The sequence below is a fragment of the Prevotella sp. PTAC genome (assembly GCF_013166535.1).
Classification (GTDB): domain Bacteria; phylum Bacteroidota; class Bacteroidia; order Bacteroidales; family Bacteroidaceae; genus Prevotella.
Genome location: NZ_JABKKK010000013.1, coordinates 16496 through 33513 on the forward strand (window position 1 = coordinate 16496; position 17018 = coordinate 33513).

At 44.5% G+C, this 17018-nt stretch carries 11 protein-coding genes; 9 read left to right on the top strand and 2 right to left on the bottom strand.

What is annotated here, in order from left to right; translation table 11 throughout:
- Window positions 1–52 precede the first annotated feature (52 nt).
- The 8 genes from HPS53_RS10705 to HPS53_RS10740 all read left to right on the top strand — a co-directional run bounded on the left by HPS53_RS10705 (window position 53) and on the right by HPS53_RS10740 (window position 14319).
- Window positions 53–2146 carry a glycoside hydrolase 43 family protein gene (locus tag HPS53_RS10705; RefSeq protein ID WP_253942887.1) on the top strand — a complete coding sequence of 698 codons (2094 nt, stop codon included), beginning with the start codon at window positions 53–55 and terminating at the stop codon, window positions 2144–2146.
- Between the two features lie 15 nt (window positions 2147–2161).
- Window positions 2162–4660 (top strand): glycosyl hydrolase 115 family protein, encoded by a 2499-nt coding sequence (locus tag HPS53_RS10710; protein ID WP_172206164.1) that lies wholly within the window; start codon window positions 2162–2164, stop codon window positions 4658–4660.
- Window positions 4661–4717: 57 nt separating this feature from the next.
- Complete coding sequence (locus tag HPS53_RS10715) at window positions 4718–6367, top strand: glycoside hydrolase family 43 protein (protein WP_172206166.1); 1650 nt, start codon at window positions 4718–4720, stop codon at window positions 6365–6367.
- A gap of 143 nt (window positions 6368–6510) precedes the next feature.
- Window positions 6511–8463 carry a glycoside hydrolase family 97 protein gene (locus HPS53_RS10720; protein WP_172206228.1) on the top strand — a complete coding sequence of 651 codons (1953 nt, stop codon included), beginning with the start codon at window positions 6511–6513 and terminating at the stop codon, window positions 8461–8463.
- Between the two features lie 113 nt (window positions 8464–8576).
- Window positions 8577–10145: an O-antigen ligase gene (locus HPS53_RS10725; protein ID WP_172206168.1), complete on the top strand. Its 1569-nt coding sequence runs from the start codon at window positions 8577–8579 to the stop codon at window positions 10143–10145.
- 99 nt (window positions 10146–10244) lie between these two features.
- Complete coding sequence (locus HPS53_RS10730; protein ID WP_172206170.1) at window positions 10245–12197, top strand: transglutaminase domain-containing protein; 1953 nt, start codon at window positions 10245–10247, stop codon at window positions 12195–12197.
- A gap of 21 nt (window positions 12198–12218) precedes the next feature.
- Complete coding sequence (locus HPS53_RS10735; RefSeq protein WP_172206172.1) at window positions 12219–12716, top strand: hypothetical protein; 498 nt, start codon at window positions 12219–12221, stop codon at window positions 12714–12716.
- A 10-nt stretch (window positions 12717–12726) separates the two neighbouring features.
- A complete protein-coding gene (locus tag HPS53_RS10740; RefSeq protein WP_172206174.1) occupies window positions 12727–14319 on the top strand; it encodes a hypothetical protein in 1593 nt (530 codons plus the stop codon).
- 97 nt (window positions 14320–14416) lie between these two features.
- On the opposite strand, the gene cmk is transcribed toward HPS53_RS10740, so the two are convergent.
- Together cmk and porQ are read right to left on the bottom strand one after the other, a co-directional pair.
- On the bottom strand, window positions 14417–15112 hold the full coding sequence (cmk, locus tag HPS53_RS10745; protein ID WP_104370201.1) for a (d)CMP kinase: 696 nt from the start codon (window positions 15110–15112) through the stop codon (window positions 14417–14419).
- 104 nt (window positions 15113–15216) lie between these two features.
- Window positions 15217–16161 (bottom strand): type IX secretion system protein PorQ, encoded by a 945-nt coding sequence (porQ, locus tag HPS53_RS10750; RefSeq protein ID WP_104370181.1) that lies wholly within the window; start codon window positions 16159–16161, stop codon window positions 15217–15219.
- A gap of 124 nt (window positions 16162–16285) precedes the next feature.
- Here porQ and HPS53_RS10755 point away from each other — a divergent pair, with 124 nt between their 5' ends.
- A complete protein-coding gene (locus HPS53_RS10755) occupies window positions 16286–17008 on the top strand; it encodes an energy transducer TonB (RefSeq protein ID WP_172206176.1) in 723 nt (240 codons plus the stop codon).
- The last annotated feature ends 10 nt before the right edge of the window (window positions 17009–17018 follow it).

Sequence of the window (17018 nt, forward strand, 5' to 3'; positions counted from 1 at the left end):
TGCGATATGTTATGTATTGCAAATAATATAGGAACAGAATAAAACAACAATGATGATAGGAAAGATGCTTCTGGTGTTCATTGTCGCGGCATTGGTTTCGGTGCGGTCGTCAGCACAGTCATGGACGGCAGATAACGGCAATGGGACATACACAAATCCGTTGTTTTACGATGAGTTCTCAGATCCGGATATCATTCGTGTCGGCGAAGATTATTACCTTGCCGGAACGACGATGCACTGTTTGCCGGGACTTATTGTCTTGCATTCGAAAGATCTTGTGAATTGGGAACTGGCAAGTTACTGCATGGATAACTTTAATCTTGGAGACCAGTTTAGGCTTGTCAATGGTAAGGAGTCTTATGGACAGGGAATATGGGCGCCTTGCATTCGTTATCACGACGGTAAGTTCTATGTATTCTCGAATATCAATGGCGTAGGAATGCAGGTTTTTATTTCCGACAATCCCAAAGGGCCGTGGGAACACAGGAACATGGGAGGAAACATTTATGACCTCAGCGTTCTTTTCGATGATGACGGCAGGATATATGCGGTGCATAAGTATGGTTCCGTTCAATTGACTGAACTGAAATCCGATCTTAGCGGTATAGTTGAGGGTAGTACCCGCGAGATAATACCCGAAGGGAATGCCATGGGTGAGGGGCATCATATATACAAAATAGATGGTAGGTATTATATCATCAGTGCCGACTATTCTCCGATGGGACGTATGCAATGTGCGCGTTCAGATAAAATAGATGGCCCTTACGAGACTGTTACTATATGCCAGCGCGAGTCTTTCGGAACCCCTATCGGGCACATGGTTCACAATGTGGGGCTTGGACATCCTGTTCCTGGTGACGGATTTAAATTCAATGTCGGAGGGCAAGGCGGCAATCGTCTTGGGTGCGCTACCGTGCATCAGGGTGGAATAGTTGATCTCCCGAATGGAGAATGGTGGGGCATATCAATGCTTGATTTTACTTCCGTCGGTCGTACGGTGGCTCTTTCTCCTGTCACTTGGAAAGACGGATGGCCTTATTTCGGAACAGAAGGTAATCTCGGACGTGTACCGCGTACATGGTTTAAACCCAATACGGGGAAAACTGTTGCTCCGCATGCGCCCTATGTGCGTAATGATGATTTCGATGGAAAGAAATTGCGTGAGGTATGGCAATGGAATCATGAGCCTGTTGCCGGTATGTGGAAGTTGTCAGGTGGTAAACTGCGTTTGAATACCATGCCGGCCAAAGATTATCTTTGGGCGAGAAATACTCTTACTCAGCGTGGCATAGGTCCTGTTTCCGCGGCTACGGTGGAATTGGACTTCTCACATTTAAAAGATGGGGATATAGCCGGGTTGGGATTGTTGAACATGCCTTACGCATGGCTTGCTGTGGAACGAAGTGCGGGAACTTTTGTTTTAAAGGTGAAAGACCAGAACGGTGATAAGATATCCCAAGGCGTATCGTTGTCTCCCAAGTCTGCTGTCTATCTTCGTGTGACGGGCGATTTTGATAAAGACGTGGCTCATTTCAGTTATAGTACAGACGGACGTAATTATACAAATATAGGGGAAGAGGTCTTGATGCCATATCAATTGAAGACATTTCAAGGTACCCGTTATTCGCTTTTTGCATATAACAGGAATGGAAGGAATGGCGGTTATGCCGAATTTGATAATTTCAGTATCGTAGAGCCTTTGGCGGATCGAAGGGCTAATCTGCCGATTGGAAAGGTTGTCATGTTGACAAATCTTGGTAATGGAAATCGAATGATGGCCATGAGACACGGTATAGTTCATGGTGTGGCTCGTGGTTCTAAAGATTATGATAGTGATGCCGTATGTTTCCGTGTTCACGATCGTGGCAACGGGCGTGTGGCGCTTGAAGCCATGAACGGAACGGGTTTTATTACTGTTGTCGGAGAAGGGCTTTCCGCGGATGTCAGATTGATGGAAAAAGAGACAGCCGGTAGCTTGTTCTTATGGCAGGATATGTTGCGTGACCAGTGTATGTTGATGTCAATGCGTACTCATCGTTTTGTCGGCTGTGAGCCTACAACCGGTGAACCGTATTCAGCCGACAATGCCGGAACGACTCCCAACCGTAAGAACGGAACTGTGTTTAAAGTGGAAATTAGAAACTAAAACAAATACAAATTTATGAAACGACTTACTGTTTTTCTTTTCTTTTTGGCGCATATAGCGTTTAGTTTTGCTGCCGAACGGTTCATAATATTCACGGGGCATGGTGATGCTCTGTCATTGAACAATGCGACGGTTGGTTGCGAGAGCGGCGAACATAAGAGTGTGCGGATTGCCATGGATAATTTGAGGTGTGATTTAGAAAAAGTCACAGGTGTAAAACCGTCTGTGTCTGCGGACGCTCCCCGAATACTGATAGGTACCTTAGGCTGCAACAGCCGGATAGATAAGTTGGTGAAGCAAGGCTTGCTTGGCGATCTTAAAGGCAAAACAGAGAAATATGTAATAAAGACAATAGGCGATCAACTTGTCATTGCAGGTAGTGATAAGCGTGGCACTATATTCGGTATCTATGAAATGTCACGGCAGATAGGTGTGTCTCCTTGGTACTATTGGGCTGATGTACCTGTTGAAAAACATGCCGACTTGTACGCGGTCAGAGGAGAATACACAGATGGTGAACCTGCCGTGCGTTATCGCGGACTTTTTCTTAATGACGAAGCTCCTTGCCTTACATCGTGGGTGAAGAATACTTTCGGCACCAATTACGGAGATCATCGTTTTTATGAGAAAGTATATGAGCTTATCCTCAGATTGAAAGGTAATTTCTTGTGGCCGGCCATGTGGGGTTGGGCTTTTTATGCAGATGACCCTGAAAATTCAAAATTGGCGGATGATATGGGTATTATTATAGGTACTTCACATCACGAACCGATGGGACGCAATCATCAGGAGTGGGCACGCAACCGCAGGAAATACGGAGAGTGGAACTATCAGACTAATCAAAAGGTTTTGGACAAGTTTTTCACCGAGGGTATAGAAAGGATAAAGAATACTGACGATATCGTCACCATTGGAATGCGTGGCGACGGTGATGAGGCCATGAGTGAAGAGGCTGATACCAAATTGTTGGAACGTGTTGTGGATAATCAGCGTAAGATAATCAGCAAGGTGACCGGTAAGCATGCGTCGAAAACACCTCAGGTATGGGCTTTATATAAGGAAGTTCTTGATTATTATGACAAAGGTATGCGTGTACCTGACGATGTCATAATGCTTTTGTGCGACGACAACTGGGGTAATGTCCGCCGTGTTCCTAATGCCAAAGAGAGAAAGCATAAAGGAGGCTGGGGGCTGTATTATCATGTGGATTATGTAGGTGCGCCACGAAATTCAAAATGGATAAACGCCACTCCTACACAGAATATGTGGGAACAGTTGACACTTGCTCATCAGAACAGTCTTGACAGATTATGGATATTGAATGTCGGAGACCTTAAACCCATGGAATACCCAATAACACTGTTCATGGATATGGCATGGAATCCTGATGTGATAAAGACAAAATCAAACGGTTGTGAAATGGTAGCCGATGTGGAATCTCATACGCGCGAGTTCTGCCGCATGCAGTTTGGTGATGCTCAGGCCGATGAGGCTGCCCGTATTTTAAATCTATGTTGCAAGTATAACGGACGTTCAACGGCAGAGATGCTCGATGCCAAGACATATAATCTTGTTTCGGGAGAGTGGCGCAAGGTCGCTGACGATTACATGCGTTTGGAGGCGGAAGCCCTGAGGCAGTATATCACTCTTGACGAACGGTACCGTGACGCATACAACGAGTTGGTGCTTTTCCCAGTTCAGGCCATGTCAAACCTGCATCAGATGTATTATGCCCAGACAATGAACAATTATCTTTATAAGAATAATGACCCTGAAGCCAATGTATGGGCAGACCGTACGGTTGAGGCTTTTCGACGTGACTCACTTCTTTGTGCTGCGTACAATAACGATATAGCGGGTGGAAAATGGCGTGGAATGATGACCCAGAAGCATATCGGTTATAAATCATGGAATGATAATTTCAGAGCGGACATTCTTCCTAAGATATATCGGATCGAACCTGCATGCGGTGGGTTTGTCTTTGAAGCCAAAGACGGTTATGTAGCTATTGAGGCTGGACATTATTTCAGTAGTAAATCGTCGGATGGTACGTCTTGGACTGTCATTCCAGACATGGGGCGTACACGTGGAGGCATTTCGCTCATGCCCTATGACAAACCGGCCGATGGCGCTGTGCTTACTTATAAGTTCCGTCTTGATAATCCTGCCACAGATGATGCCGAACTGCATGTCATAGTGAAATCAACGCTTGATTATCTCAATAAGGGCGGATTGGTGTATGATGTATCCATAGATGGCGGTAAACCGCAATCAGTAAACTTCAATGCGCGTCTCAACGAACATCCGGACAATATTTATTCGGTATATTATCCCACCGTCGCGCGTCGTGTTGTTGAGAGTAAGGTGTCGTTGGGGCGTCTCGGAAAGGGTGAGCACACCGTTACGTTTGCTCCGAAAGACCCGGCCATCGTGCTTGAAAAACTTGTGATAGACCTTGGCGGCTATCGTCCCGGTTATCTGTTCGGTGACGAATCTCCGCATTCCAGACCGTGATGATATGATTGTATCTGATTTTTAAGTTGTAAAGAATATAAGAATAACAGCATTATTATGAAAAAATTGCTTTTATCGGCGGCAATGCTTCTCGCATCGATGGGCTCACAGGCTCAGACCGCCACATTCAAGTATTTCAAGTATGACGGAAACGATGCGCGTTTCGATAAGAAGTATGACCCGTCAAGTCAGTATTTGAACCCCGTTTTGGCCGGTTTCTATCCCGATCCGTCGATGTGCAGGGTGGGAGATACATATTATCTTGTCAACTCTTCGTTCTCGTTTTTCCCCGGTGTACCTATTTTTACGAGCAAGGACCTTGTAAACTGGAAGCAGCTCGGTCATGTTCTTGACCGTGAGAGCCAGTTGCCGCTCGACAACCAGAAAGTTTCAGGCGGAATTTTCGCGCCAGCCATCACTTATAATCCGAAGAACAAGACGTTCTACATGATAACGACGAATGTAGGCCGGGGCAATTTCTTCGTAAAGACCCAAGACCCTGCAAAGGGGTGGAGCGAGCCGATTTATCTCAAAGAGGTAGGAGGTATAGACCCGTCTTTCTTCTTCGACAAAGACGGCAAAGGCTATATCGTGAATAATGACGAGCCTGTCGGCGGCCATGACTATGAAGGACAGCGTTCGATATTCATCCATGAGTTTGATGTAAAGAACGATAAGGTTGTCGGCGAGCAGAAAGAAATACTCCGAGGCGGAACACATGTAGATAAAAATCCTATCTGGATAGAGGGTCCCCACCTCTTCCGTGTCGGCAAGTATTACTATCTCATGTGTGCCGAGGGCGGTACTTGCGAGTGGCATAGCGAGGTTATTCTGCGTGCCAAGAATCCGATGGGACCTTGGGAGGAGTTCGGCGGGAACCCGATACTCACCCAGCGTACAGGTCTTGACCCCAATCGTCAGGATATAGTGACGAGCGCAGGCCATGCGGACATCGTCCAGACGAAGAAAGGCGACTGGTGGGCTGTATTCCTCGGATGCCGTCCTTATGAGGGCGATTTCTACAATACGGGGCGCGATACATATCTGTTGCCTGTCACATGGAAAGACGGGTGGCCTGTGATATTGGAGAAGAACACAGCCATCCCCACTGTAAACGATAAAGCGGACATCATCCCGACGGCAGATAAGACACTTACCACGGGTAATTTCGGATATACGGATCGTTTTGACTCGCAGACGCTTGATATCCGTTGGATGTTCCTGCGCAACCCGTCGGAGTTCTTCCGTCTCGACAACGGCCTTGTGATAAATCCCAAACCGGTGAGCATCACCGAGCGCAAATCGCCTTCGGCAGTGTTCTGTCGTCAGCAACATACTGTTTTCTCTGCCGAGACTCAGGTTGATTTCACTCCAGGCTCGGATAAGGATTTTGCCGGATTTACATTATTGCAGAACGAGGAATACAACTTCACTTTCGGCAAGACATTGCTTGGCGGCCGTCCTGCCGTCGTGCTCACCCGTGCCGAGAAAGACCGTGTCGTTGTCGGGTCGGCATTCATTATCGGCAATGCTCCGGTGAAGTTGAAGATAGAAGGCCGTGGCCGCTACTATGATTTCTACTATGCCGAGCAAGGTAAAGAGTGGCAGCTTATCGCCCGTGGTGTGGATGCAGTCAATCTGAGTACCAGCCGTTCCACCGGTTTCATTGGAGCGTGCATCGGTCTGTATGCCACGTCGAAACAGTAAATACGGTAGTCCCGTATCATTAGTATTTCGTGTATCGCAGGATTAACCTGCGGTACACGGAGTAAACCGGAGTTAAAGCGTCGGTAGGCTTGTTTTCCGATATGAGTGTTTAAACAAAGAATATTATTATGGTTATCTTGTCAATGTCAGGCATTAAAACGTCAATTAGTACTTTCCGATATTTTAAGGCGTACGGTTTCCAATGTCTGCGAAACTACTGTCACGAAGCGTTGTTAAGCGTTCTGTTTTTTTGTACAGCGTCTTTTGTCTGCAATAAGGCATCTGCCGGTGTCGTCTCGCCCAATGGGAGAATTGTGGTCGAGGTGCAGGGCGACACGTCGTTGGCGGTGAAATACATCGACGGTAAATCGGTCTGCCGTGCATTCACGATACCGTCTCTTGGTGTGGCGGTCGACGGTAATTCCGAAAGCGGCCGGTGGCGGGTTGCCGGCATGAAGTCTTCAAGGCCGCTCCATGAGTGCTATACCATGCAGACCGGTAAGCGTTCAGAATGTGTCAACGAGGGTATAGAGTACATATATGCCTGTTCTTACGGTACCGACGGCCATGGCAGATTGGCTCTGAGGCTGTATGACGACGGTATCGCGTTCCGGTATGAGATAGACGGGCTGGCCGGCAGCGTTGTCTACGATGAGTTTACGACATACCGCATACCAGAGGGCGTGGAACGATACATACAGCGTTTCGACCCTTCATACGAGAACTTCTTTCCTAAGACCACATCTGGCAGGGAGAGTGCCGCCAATTCCGCTTACCCTGCTTTACTGCGGTTTGCTCCCGAATGCTGGGCGTTGATAACCGAGGCCGGTATCGGGCGTTGTCATGCGGCCTCGTCGTTGACAAATCGTGCCGTGCCGACTGATTATAAGGTGACCCTTGCCAGAAACGACCGTGCCGTGACCGGAGATTGGGTGTCACCGTGGCGAGTAATCATTATGGGGCATCTCGATGATGTGGTGGAGTCCACTCTTGTCACGGATGTCTCCCGTCCTGCGGAAAATGGAACAGATAACGGGTGGATAAAGCCCGGTGTCGTATCGTGGATTTATTGGGCGCATAATCATGGTTCGAGGGACTTCATGCTTGTAAAGCAATATATAGATCTGGCTTGTGCCTTGCGACTGCCGTACGCTTTGATAGACGCCGAGTGGGACGAGATGTCCAATGGCGGAAATATCGACGACGCTATAGACTATGCCGCGTCAAAAGGCGTGAAGCTGATGATTTGGTATAACTCGTCTACGGCATGGGTGAACAACGGCGCTCCAGGTCCTTTCTACAGGCTTAACAAGCCCGAAGACCGCGAGCGCGAGTTCGCGTGGCTTGAAAAGAAAGGCATCGCCGGTGTCAAGATCGATTTCTTCGACGGCGACACACAGCCCACCATGGAGTATTGTATGGATCTGCTCGAATCGGCCGCACGCCATAATCTGATGGTAAACTTCCACGGAGCCACCATTCCGCGGGGCTGGCAGCGCACTTATCCCAATCTTATGTCGGTCGAGGGAGTGTATGGTGCCGAGTGGTATAACAACCGCCCTGTTCTCACCGACCGTGCCGGTGTGCATAATACCACATTGCCTTTTACCCGCAACGTCGTCGGCTCTATGGACTATACACCGTGCGCTTTTTCCGATTCGCAACATCCGCATATCACCACTCACGCCCACGAGTTGGCCCTGACCGTCGTTTTTGAGTCGGCATTGCAGCATCTGGCCGACAGGCCGGAGAGTCTGCTCGCGCAACCGGAGGATGTCCGCAATTTCTTCTCTTCCCTGCCCACGGCATGGGACGACACAAAACTTATCAGCGGCTATCCCGGCAAGTCGGTGGTGATGGCCCGTCGAAAGGGCGACAACTGGTGGGTAGGTGTCCTTAACGGCCTTGATGTCTCGCAAGAGATATCATTCAATTTCGGCTTTTTGGGTGTTGGCGATTATGAACTTGTGTCTTTTGAGGATAGTGGCAGCACCGGTGCTCCGTGGCGAATATCACGCAGAAAGGTCTCATCCTCGTCTTCATTGTCATTGTCCGCCTTGCCCCGTGGCGGGGCGGTGTATGTTATAAATAGATAGTAGATATAGTTATCTTTTGTAAAATACATACAGACAATCATTTGCAACAAATGATTGTCTGTATGTATTTATTATTATGTATTTTTGTCACATTATAATGTGATACATATACTATGATAGTATTTTTGGTTATTTTATTTTTGAGTTGTTTGTTTCCACCATTATTTTTCTGTTGGGAAGAATATTTGTTACCTAAGTGGTATATTAGTTTAAGTGTTATCTGTTTTTATTTTTTATATTTTGGGATAAAAGCAAATATTAGTTTAAAACTATTCAAACAAGGTGTTTCAATAGCAGCCTGTTTTGGTATAGTATTTGAAACGATTTGGGTGTTAGGACAATTACTATATTATGGAAAATCAGTTCTAGAAATAGGCGTGTGTGGAACTTTTGGTAATCCAGGTGGACTTGCGGTAGCAATATGTTTATTATTGTCATTGTCATTTGCTGATAGTGAAAGTTGTTTTTTTTATTATACTAAATATAAGGGAGAACGCCGTAAATTGTTCTTTTTATCTTTTATATTCTTTTTAGCAATAGTACTTATTGTATTGTCAAAATCTCGTACAGGCTTTGTTTCATTGACAATAATTGTATTAATGTTTATTGGACATATATTCCAATTGAAAAAGAAATATATGCTACTGATTTTATTTATTTTGATAATTTTAGTGGGTAGCATAATTTCTTTTCAAAAGACAAATTCAACACTTGGTAGGTTTTTTATACTTGAATTGACTTGGGATTTGATAAAAGAGAGGCCATTATGTGGATATGGTATGAATGGTTTCCAATATAAATATATGTCAAGGCAAGAGGAATATTTTTCTTTATGTAATACTGGGCATGAGGCGATGCTTGCGGATGAAGTTTTACATCCACTAAATGAATTCTTATTATTGTGGCTTGACTTTGGTATAATAGGACCAATAATATTGATATTGTTATTGATAATGCCTATTTGGGCTTTTAGACATTCATTTATTATTAAAAGTATTCAGAGCACATTGTTTTTATTCTGTCTTTTATCTTATCCACTCAATCAGCCTTTACCTTGCTTATTGATATTGTTTTTGTCGTTTTCTAGTATATTTATTTTATTTCCAAGTTCCAAGATGTTTTTTTATAAAATAAAAAAATGCGTGTTACTTCCTATTACTATATTGTTATTCTTGATTTATATTGTATTTCTTCCAGTTGATGTATTAATGAGTTTAGGTAATTATAAATCAATGGTTCGTAGTCATTATAAATCATTGTATTATTATAAAAAACTAGATTCGTTATCAATGGTTTTTCCATATAATTTAGGTATGTATTATCGTCGTAGTAGTTTTCTTTATAATTATTCTTATGAATTGTTTGTAACAGCAAAATTTAATGAAGCACTTGAAAAAATTAATGAGTGTTCAACTATAATGAGTAGTTACAATATGGAATTGCTAGCAGGTGATATTTGTTTGCATCATGATATTCCAAGACAAGCTTTAAAGCATTATAATAAGGCCGCAAATATGTGTCCAGTGAGATTCGCACCTCTTGAAGGAATGTTGTTGGCATATAGAAATTTAAATGACACTACTCATGTAGATTCTGTTGCATTAGTTATTAAATATAAACCAATAAAAGTAATGACATATGATATAACTAGAATAAAAAGATTGGTAATCAGTCTTAATTAATTGCTTGTTTTACAGATATATAAAATAATGAAACGTATTTGTAACATGTTTTTTGTAAAAAAAAGTATATTTGCCAAATATTTATAGAAAGAAATAATAATGATTGATTTTTTTAAGACAAATAGATTGCTTTTGTTCTTGGCCGTTTTAAGTTGTTTTCAATATGCTGCGGCAGGTATTCGTCCTAGCCGTGATGTAATAATGAGGATGAATCCAGGATTAAAGGTCTTAGTTAATGGGTATAGTAATGACTCAATGAAAAAGGCTGCTGCATTATTCTTAATAGATAATATTGCTTTTCATGGTGGTTTAGAAGGTAAAGAGGTTGATGCAGTTCATAAGACATATGAAATATATAGTTCTAATAAAGATATAACTCCGAAACAGGCGAAAGATTCAGTAAAACAGATATATGGTATTTGGAATACGAAAAATTTAGTAACAAAAAGTGATGTTAAAATTGATTATAGAATAATACAAAGGAATATAGATTTTGCTTTTAAAATATGGGAAGAATGTCCATGGAAAGATTCAATAAGTTTTGATACTTTTTGTGAGTATGTGTTGCCTTATAGAATAGGGAACGAAAGTGTTACATATTGGCGTGAAAAGGTTTTTTATCAGTATAAGCATTTATTTGAAAGTTTGAAAAAAGATCCGAAAGCTCGTAGTATAAAATATGCTGCTCAAAAAGTACTTGATTATTTAGTTAGTAAACCAATTCGATTTACTGAGGATATTTCAACTGATGTATATCCTGGACCGGAAATTGTAAAATGGCGTGTGGGAAGTTGTTTGGATTTAACAGTTATGACAGTGTATGTTTTTCGTGCTCTTGGTCTTCCGTGTACTATTGAAATGATGTTAATAAGGGGGGATAATAATGTTGCTCATTATTGGAATGCGACAATAGATGGAGATAAAAAAGAATGGTTCTTTTCTCCTCTTTACGCTAAAAAAGTATTAGAATCTCCTGATACTTACTGGAATCCAAAAGGTAAAGTTTGGCGTATAACTTTTTCTTTAAATGAAGAAATGGCAAAAGATTTTGGTATACCACAGGAAAAAGTCCATCCAACTTTTTCTTATCCATTAATGGTTGATGTAACTTCTCATTATGCAGGAAAATTTAATTGGGGAATACATATTCCTTGTTCTAAATTTTTGTCTCATTATTCGGAAGGAGAGTTGATTTACCTTTGCCTTTCAAGCAGGTTAGGGTGGTATCCTGTTGGATATGGACATATAAAGAATGACTCTGTTAATATAAGAAATGCAGAAGGTGGTGTTGTGTATGCTCTTGCAACTTATAAAGAAAATCATATAAATTTAGTTACAGATCCTTTTTTATTGGAGCGTAAAAGAAATGTGGTTAGATATTTTTCTCCAATGAAGGAAAAGAATAAAATAACCATTTTGCATAAATTTAATCTTTTTATAGAACCATTTATAAATAGAATGGTAAATGGTGTTTTTGAGGGAAGTAATAATTCTGATTTTAGTAATGCAGATACTCTTTTTGTAATCCGAGAAAAGCCTGTCCGTTTACTTAATATGTGTAGTATAAATGTAGATAAATCTTATAGATATTTGAGATATGTTGGACCAACTAATGGTTATTGCGATATATCAGAAATAACTTTTTACTCATCAGATGAAGCTACTGTGCTTTCAGGAACAATAATCGGTCCCCAAGAGGGTGCATTAGGAACACATTCTTATTATAACGTATTTGATGGAAATCCTTATACATCATATCATTATGATGCCCCAAATGGTGGGTGGGTAGGTCTGGATCTTGGTGAGCCCAAGAGAGTTGGTAAAATAGTTTTTACTCCTCGTAATCGTGACAATTTTATAAGAAAGAATGATGTTTATGAATTATTCTTTTTACATGAGAGTAAATGGAAGTCAGCGGGAATATGTAAGGCCGAATCAGATTCAATTGTATATGAAGTACCGAAAAATGCTTTGCTTGAATTAAAGAATCATTCAAGAGGTGTTGATGAGAGAATTTTTGAATACAAAGATGGGAAACAAATCTTTTATTAGTAATAATTAAATATAGTAAAAATGAAACAATTCTTTTATTTTTTATTTGTTCCTTGTTTAATAGGAGCAATTTGTATTTTTACTTCTTGTGAACAAGATGATATGGAAGAAGATTGGGGTGAAAAAGAAGTCTTTTCTTTGGCAAAAAGAAATTTGACCCGAGGTAATCCTGAGTATACTGAATATAGGCGGGAGATATTGCCGGGTAGTGCTATTGGTAGAGAAACTTTTATGTTTGATAATCAGATGGTGGAGGTTAACTTATCCGCTTATTGGGGTGGGGGACCTGCTTTCTTTCCAGTTAAATATAAATTAGAGGGAAGTGTAAATCCTTCAAGTATAAATGGTTATAATTTAAACTTTGTTGGAAATAGTGGTATGGTTGGCAGTCATAATGAAGTAAGTTATTGTGTGAATGCGGTTCCTGTTGATACACTTAATAATAAAAAACCACATACCGCATATAGTGGAATGTATTCCTTTGATATAACTATTGTTGATGTTCCTGTTAATAATTAAAAATACAACTATGAGAGAGTTCCTTGCCCTGCTGCTTCTGGCAGTGCCGGTCCTTGCCCGAAGCGGGCGGACGGCAAACATCGACAAACCCGATTATCTGGCGTTGCCGTCGGATGGGGTCACCATTATGCGCGTAAAGACGACGGACAAGGCCACCACGCTCTATTTCCATGCCGTGGGTGACAGTGCGTTTAGTTTCAGTATTCCGTCATGCAGCTATCTTGTCGACGAGTCGGGCAGGCGCTATAAGATGACGGGATGCAAGAATGTAGAGGCCGGCAAGGATGTATGCCCGGGAAAGAAAGGCTTGAAATTCAGCGTGTCTTTTCTGCCGTTGCCCGACGGCACGGAGCGTTTCGACATGATAGCGGAGATATTTGTGAATGCCGGAAGATACTATTACGGTATCCGTGAGGGCGGGCTGCCGTTGCTTGGCGGTAAGCGAACGAAACAGGGCTGTGCGTCACCTGCTGTTGCCAAGGTATTCCCCGATGATGTTTTCATGGCCGACTCGATGATTGTCTCCGGCCGTTTTCACGATACCGGCAATTATTCCGTTGGCGGTTTCCGGCTGGAAGTGGCGGAATATCATGATTGTATAGACAGCGTGGCAACCAATATGAAGTTCGGTTATACGATTATTGTCGACAGTACGGGATGTTTCAGTGCCAAAATACCGGTGCTGGGACCGTCATGGACATCCCTGTATGCCTTAAAACCGAAGTCACCCGAGTTTTTGGATAAGCCGTTCACTTCCGCCACTCACTATGCGCCTCAGGCAATACCCGTGGTGCTCTATCCGGGAGACAATCTCCACATGGACATATACGACTATGCCGGCGGTGACAGGCGGATAGAGTATAAGAGCGGGAAGACGGATTTCGGCAAATTGCTCAACAACTGCCCTATGGTCGCGTGGCTATATACCGGAACGACGGATGCCGCTAAGGCAGGGAAGTGCGCAGGCAAAGAAACTGCTGAAAGGCGGATGGACATATTGGACTCCCTCGCCCTTTATCTTTCGTCAAAATACAGGCTTGGCGATGTAGAGACGCAGATGCTGCGCACGGAGTATAATGTAGGATGCGCAAGGGATGCGGTCGATGAAGCCAACCGGGTGGCAAACAGGATGATAAAGCCTTTTCTGGGCGGCGGACCGAAAGTACGGACTCTTTCCGACACGTTGCCATATATCATCAGGCATTCGGGTTATGATGTCATTTCGCGAGTGAAAGCGTGCGACAACACATTCCTCGTCGTACCGTCATATAAGCCTTTCATGCGCGAACTGATGGCCTCGTCGCTGAGCCGTTACGGCAGTTTGGCGTGTGAAAATGACCGGTGTGAAACTAAGGAGGAACGCATCTTGTGTGCTGAAAATAAGGTTATGGGGGCAATAAGGGCTTTCCGGCATAAGCCCGCCGGCACCGACGCTCTTTTCGAACAGGCATATCTGATGATGAGTTTCAGGGATAAGAACAATTTGTTACCGGGTGTGCCGGATGCCAGACTGCTTGAAATGAGAAGCCGTCGGATAACCCTTCCCGTGTTCTCCGGTATGCTGAAACTTGCTCGTGAGCACTTCTTTGCGGCGGAAGAATGATATTGTTGTTATGTAAAATCCGTATATATAATAAGGCGGATGCCGTTCGTTTCAGTACGTCTGGCATCCGCCTTGTTTTTATTTCGGCACTGTATTGTCAGGCTTTGCGTGCCGCCTCGTTGAATTTTTCGAGCAGCCATTGTTTCTGTTCGTCGAGCGTCATGTGGCTGTTGTCCAGTTCGATGGCATCGTCTGCCTTGCGCAGCGGCGACACATCGCGGTGTGAGTCGATGTAGTCACGTTCCTGCACATTGCGCAGTATGCTGTCCAAGTCGGCGTCCATGCCTTTTGCTTTCAGTTCGTCATAGCGGCGTTTGGCCCTTACTTCGGCACTCGCCGTGACGTAAACTTTCAGTTCGGCATCGGGAAACACCGTCGTACCGATGTCTCGCCCGTCCATTACCACGCCTTTGTCCTTGCCCATTTGCTGTTGCATGGCCACGAGAGCCGAGCGCACGAACGGCAGCGCCGCCACCGGACTGACACGGTCCGACACTTCCATCGTGCGTATGTCACGCTCCACGTTCTTTCCGTTCAGGTATGTTTCGGGCAGGCGCGTATTCTCGTTGAGCCTGAAAGATATGTCGATATCCGGCATCCTGCTTTCCAGTCCGGCCTTGTCTATGTTGCCGTCGGCATCAAACATTCCGTTTGTCAGTGCGTAAAGGGTGACACAGCGATACATCGCCCCCGTGTCCACATATACGTAACCAACCTCTTTCGCAAGGTCTTTTGCCATCGTGCTCTTGCCGCACGACGAGAAACCGTCTATCGCTATGGTAATCTTTTTCATGTGTTCCGTTGTTGTCATTGTAGTGAAAAAAACTTGTTTCTTAATAGTGAGTAAATATGTTTCTTGTAGTGAATGAATTTGTTGCTTATGATGGATGATTTTTCTTATAGTGAATACGTCACGTTGAAGGTCAGTGATGTGGACGATACGTGGTATTTAGCGTAGGCAACGTTCAGCTTGAACCGTTCGAGTTGCAGTCCGGCTCCGAGCGACAGTCCAGCCCCGTGACTGCTTTCGCCCTCGCTGTCGGTGATTTTCATCTCGTCGGCGCGCCTGAAATTATATCCTCCGGCAATGTAGATGTTGTCTGACAGCATGATGTCCGCTCCAAGCACTAAGTGATTGATGAGCCGCCCTTCCCGGCTGTTGAGTCTTGTCAATGTGCCGGATATGCGCAGCGGGGCGTTGCCGAGCTGCTTGCTCACTCCAAGTTGTATGTCGAGCGGGATGCTCTCGAAATCATCGTTGAAAGCTTTGACCTGTCCGCCGAGGTTTCTCGCCACGGCCGATACGGACAGTCCCCGGTCTTCGATGTAGTAGTTCAGTCCCAGATCCACGCCCATCGCTATCGAGTTGTATCCTGCTATGGTCGATGTTATCACCTTTGCCGTTATTCCTCCCGCCAGTTTGTCGGTCAGGGTGTATGCGAACGAGCCGCCTATCATTATGTCTTTTGCCGAGAATGTACCTGTCTGCACGTTGTCGGGTGTCGTTTCTTTCATGCTTCCGTAGTCCATGTATTGTGCAGACACTCCCCATGTCGCCTTGTCGTTCACCGCCTTTACGAACGATGCTCCTGCCAGCCTCACGCCCTCCATGTATGTCATGTAGTCCAGGTTGAGCGACTTGTCGCTTACGCCTGTTATCAGCGACGGATTGTGGAATATAAGTGTTGGGTCGTCTTCTATTATCGTTATGTTGTCGCCTCCGAGTGCGGCAGCGTGTGCGCTCATGGGCAACCGCAGGAAATTATAATCGGTCCGGCTTTCCTGTGCCATTGTCAGCACGGGAAAAAGCAGGGCGATTATGGCAAAAAGCACTTTTTTCATCTATTTTATGGTAATTTGTCGGCAAAGTTACGCCTTTTTGAAATATCTGCGTTAATTTTGCATCAGTAATTCGTTTTATCACTGACAATATAACGAAAAATAACTCTTTATATTATAAATACGAATGGAGATAAAGAAGAGCGTCTCGGCAGATTTGGAGAACAAGCGGCTTACGGGGTTCCTACTCGGGCTGATATTCGCTTTATCTCTTCTTTTCGCGGCTTTTGAATACATTGTGAGCGATACCTCGTCTGATGCCGGTGATACGGCTCTCGACGATCTTGCCGCCGATCTCGAACTCAGTCCTGTACGTGTAGAGGAAGACATGATAGCCTTTGCTCCTGTAAAGCAGGACCCGGCGGCCGACAGGCTTCGGGTCGAAGACGATGCCGTGACCGACGAACATGCCGCCATGTCCGACAGAGAGACAGCCGCTCCTTCAGGCAATGCCGACGGCATGCTGCCTTTCATGCCGGCCGACGATGATGCGGCTCTTGCCGTTCCGCCGCTTTCTCCCGTTGCCGGCGATAATCCGGAGCATTTCCGTGTGGTGCGCGAGTTGCCGCAGTTTCCAGGCGGTCCGGTTGAGATGATGAAGTGGCTCACCCGCAATCTTAAATATCCTTCCGACGCAAAGCGGCGCAATAAGGAAGGAAAGGTCATAGTGCAGTTTATCGTCACTGTCGATGGCGTTGCCACCGATATTAGGATTGTGGCTCATGCCGACCCGGCACTCGACCGTGAGGCACTGCGCGTGATAAGGATGATGCCACGGTGGAAAGCCGGCATACAGGACGGCAAACCATGCCGGACAATGGTTCGCGTCCCCGTTGTATTTAAATTGTAATAACATAAAA

What these genes read in the sequence shown, in the direction of transcription:
- HPS53_RS10705 (WP_253942887.1), top strand. Translation starts at nt 53, where the DNA reads ATGATAGGAAAGATGCTTCTGGTGTTCATTGTCGCGGCATTGGTTTCG.
- HPS53_RS10710 (WP_172206164.1), top strand. Translation starts at nt 2,162, where the DNA reads ATGAAACGACTTACTGTTTTTCTTTTCTTTTTGGCGCATATAGCGTTT.
- HPS53_RS10715 (WP_172206166.1), top strand. Translation starts at nt 4,718, where the DNA reads ATGAAAAAATTGCTTTTATCGGCGGCAATGCTTCTCGCATCGATGGGC.
- HPS53_RS10720 (WP_172206228.1), top strand. Translation starts at nt 6,511, where the DNA reads ATGTCAGGCATTAAAACGTCAATTAGTACTTTCCGATATTTTAAGGCG.
- HPS53_RS10725 (WP_172206168.1), top strand. Translation starts at nt 8,577, where the DNA reads ATGATAGTATTTTTGGTTATTTTATTTTTGAGTTGTTTGTTTCCACCA.
- HPS53_RS10730 (WP_172206170.1), top strand. Translation starts at nt 10,245, where the DNA reads ATGATTGATTTTTTTAAGACAAATAGATTGCTTTTGTTCTTGGCCGTT.
- HPS53_RS10735 (WP_172206172.1), top strand. Translation starts at nt 12,219, where the DNA reads ATGAAACAATTCTTTTATTTTTTATTTGTTCCTTGTTTAATAGGAGCA.
- HPS53_RS10740 (WP_172206174.1), top strand. Translation starts at nt 12,727, where the DNA reads ATGAGAGAGTTCCTTGCCCTGCTGCTTCTGGCAGTGCCGGTCCTTGCC.
- cmk (WP_104370201.1), bottom strand. Translation starts at nt 15,112, where the DNA reads ATGAAAAAGATTACCATAGCGATAGACGGTTTCTCGTCGTGCGGCAAG.
- porQ (WP_104370181.1), bottom strand. Translation starts at nt 16,161, where the DNA reads ATGAAAAAAGTGCTTTTTGCCATAATCGCCCTGCTTTTTCCCGTGCTG.
- HPS53_RS10755 (WP_172206176.1), top strand. Translation starts at nt 16,286, where the DNA reads ATGGAGATAAAGAAGAGCGTCTCGGCAGATTTGGAGAACAAGCGGCTT.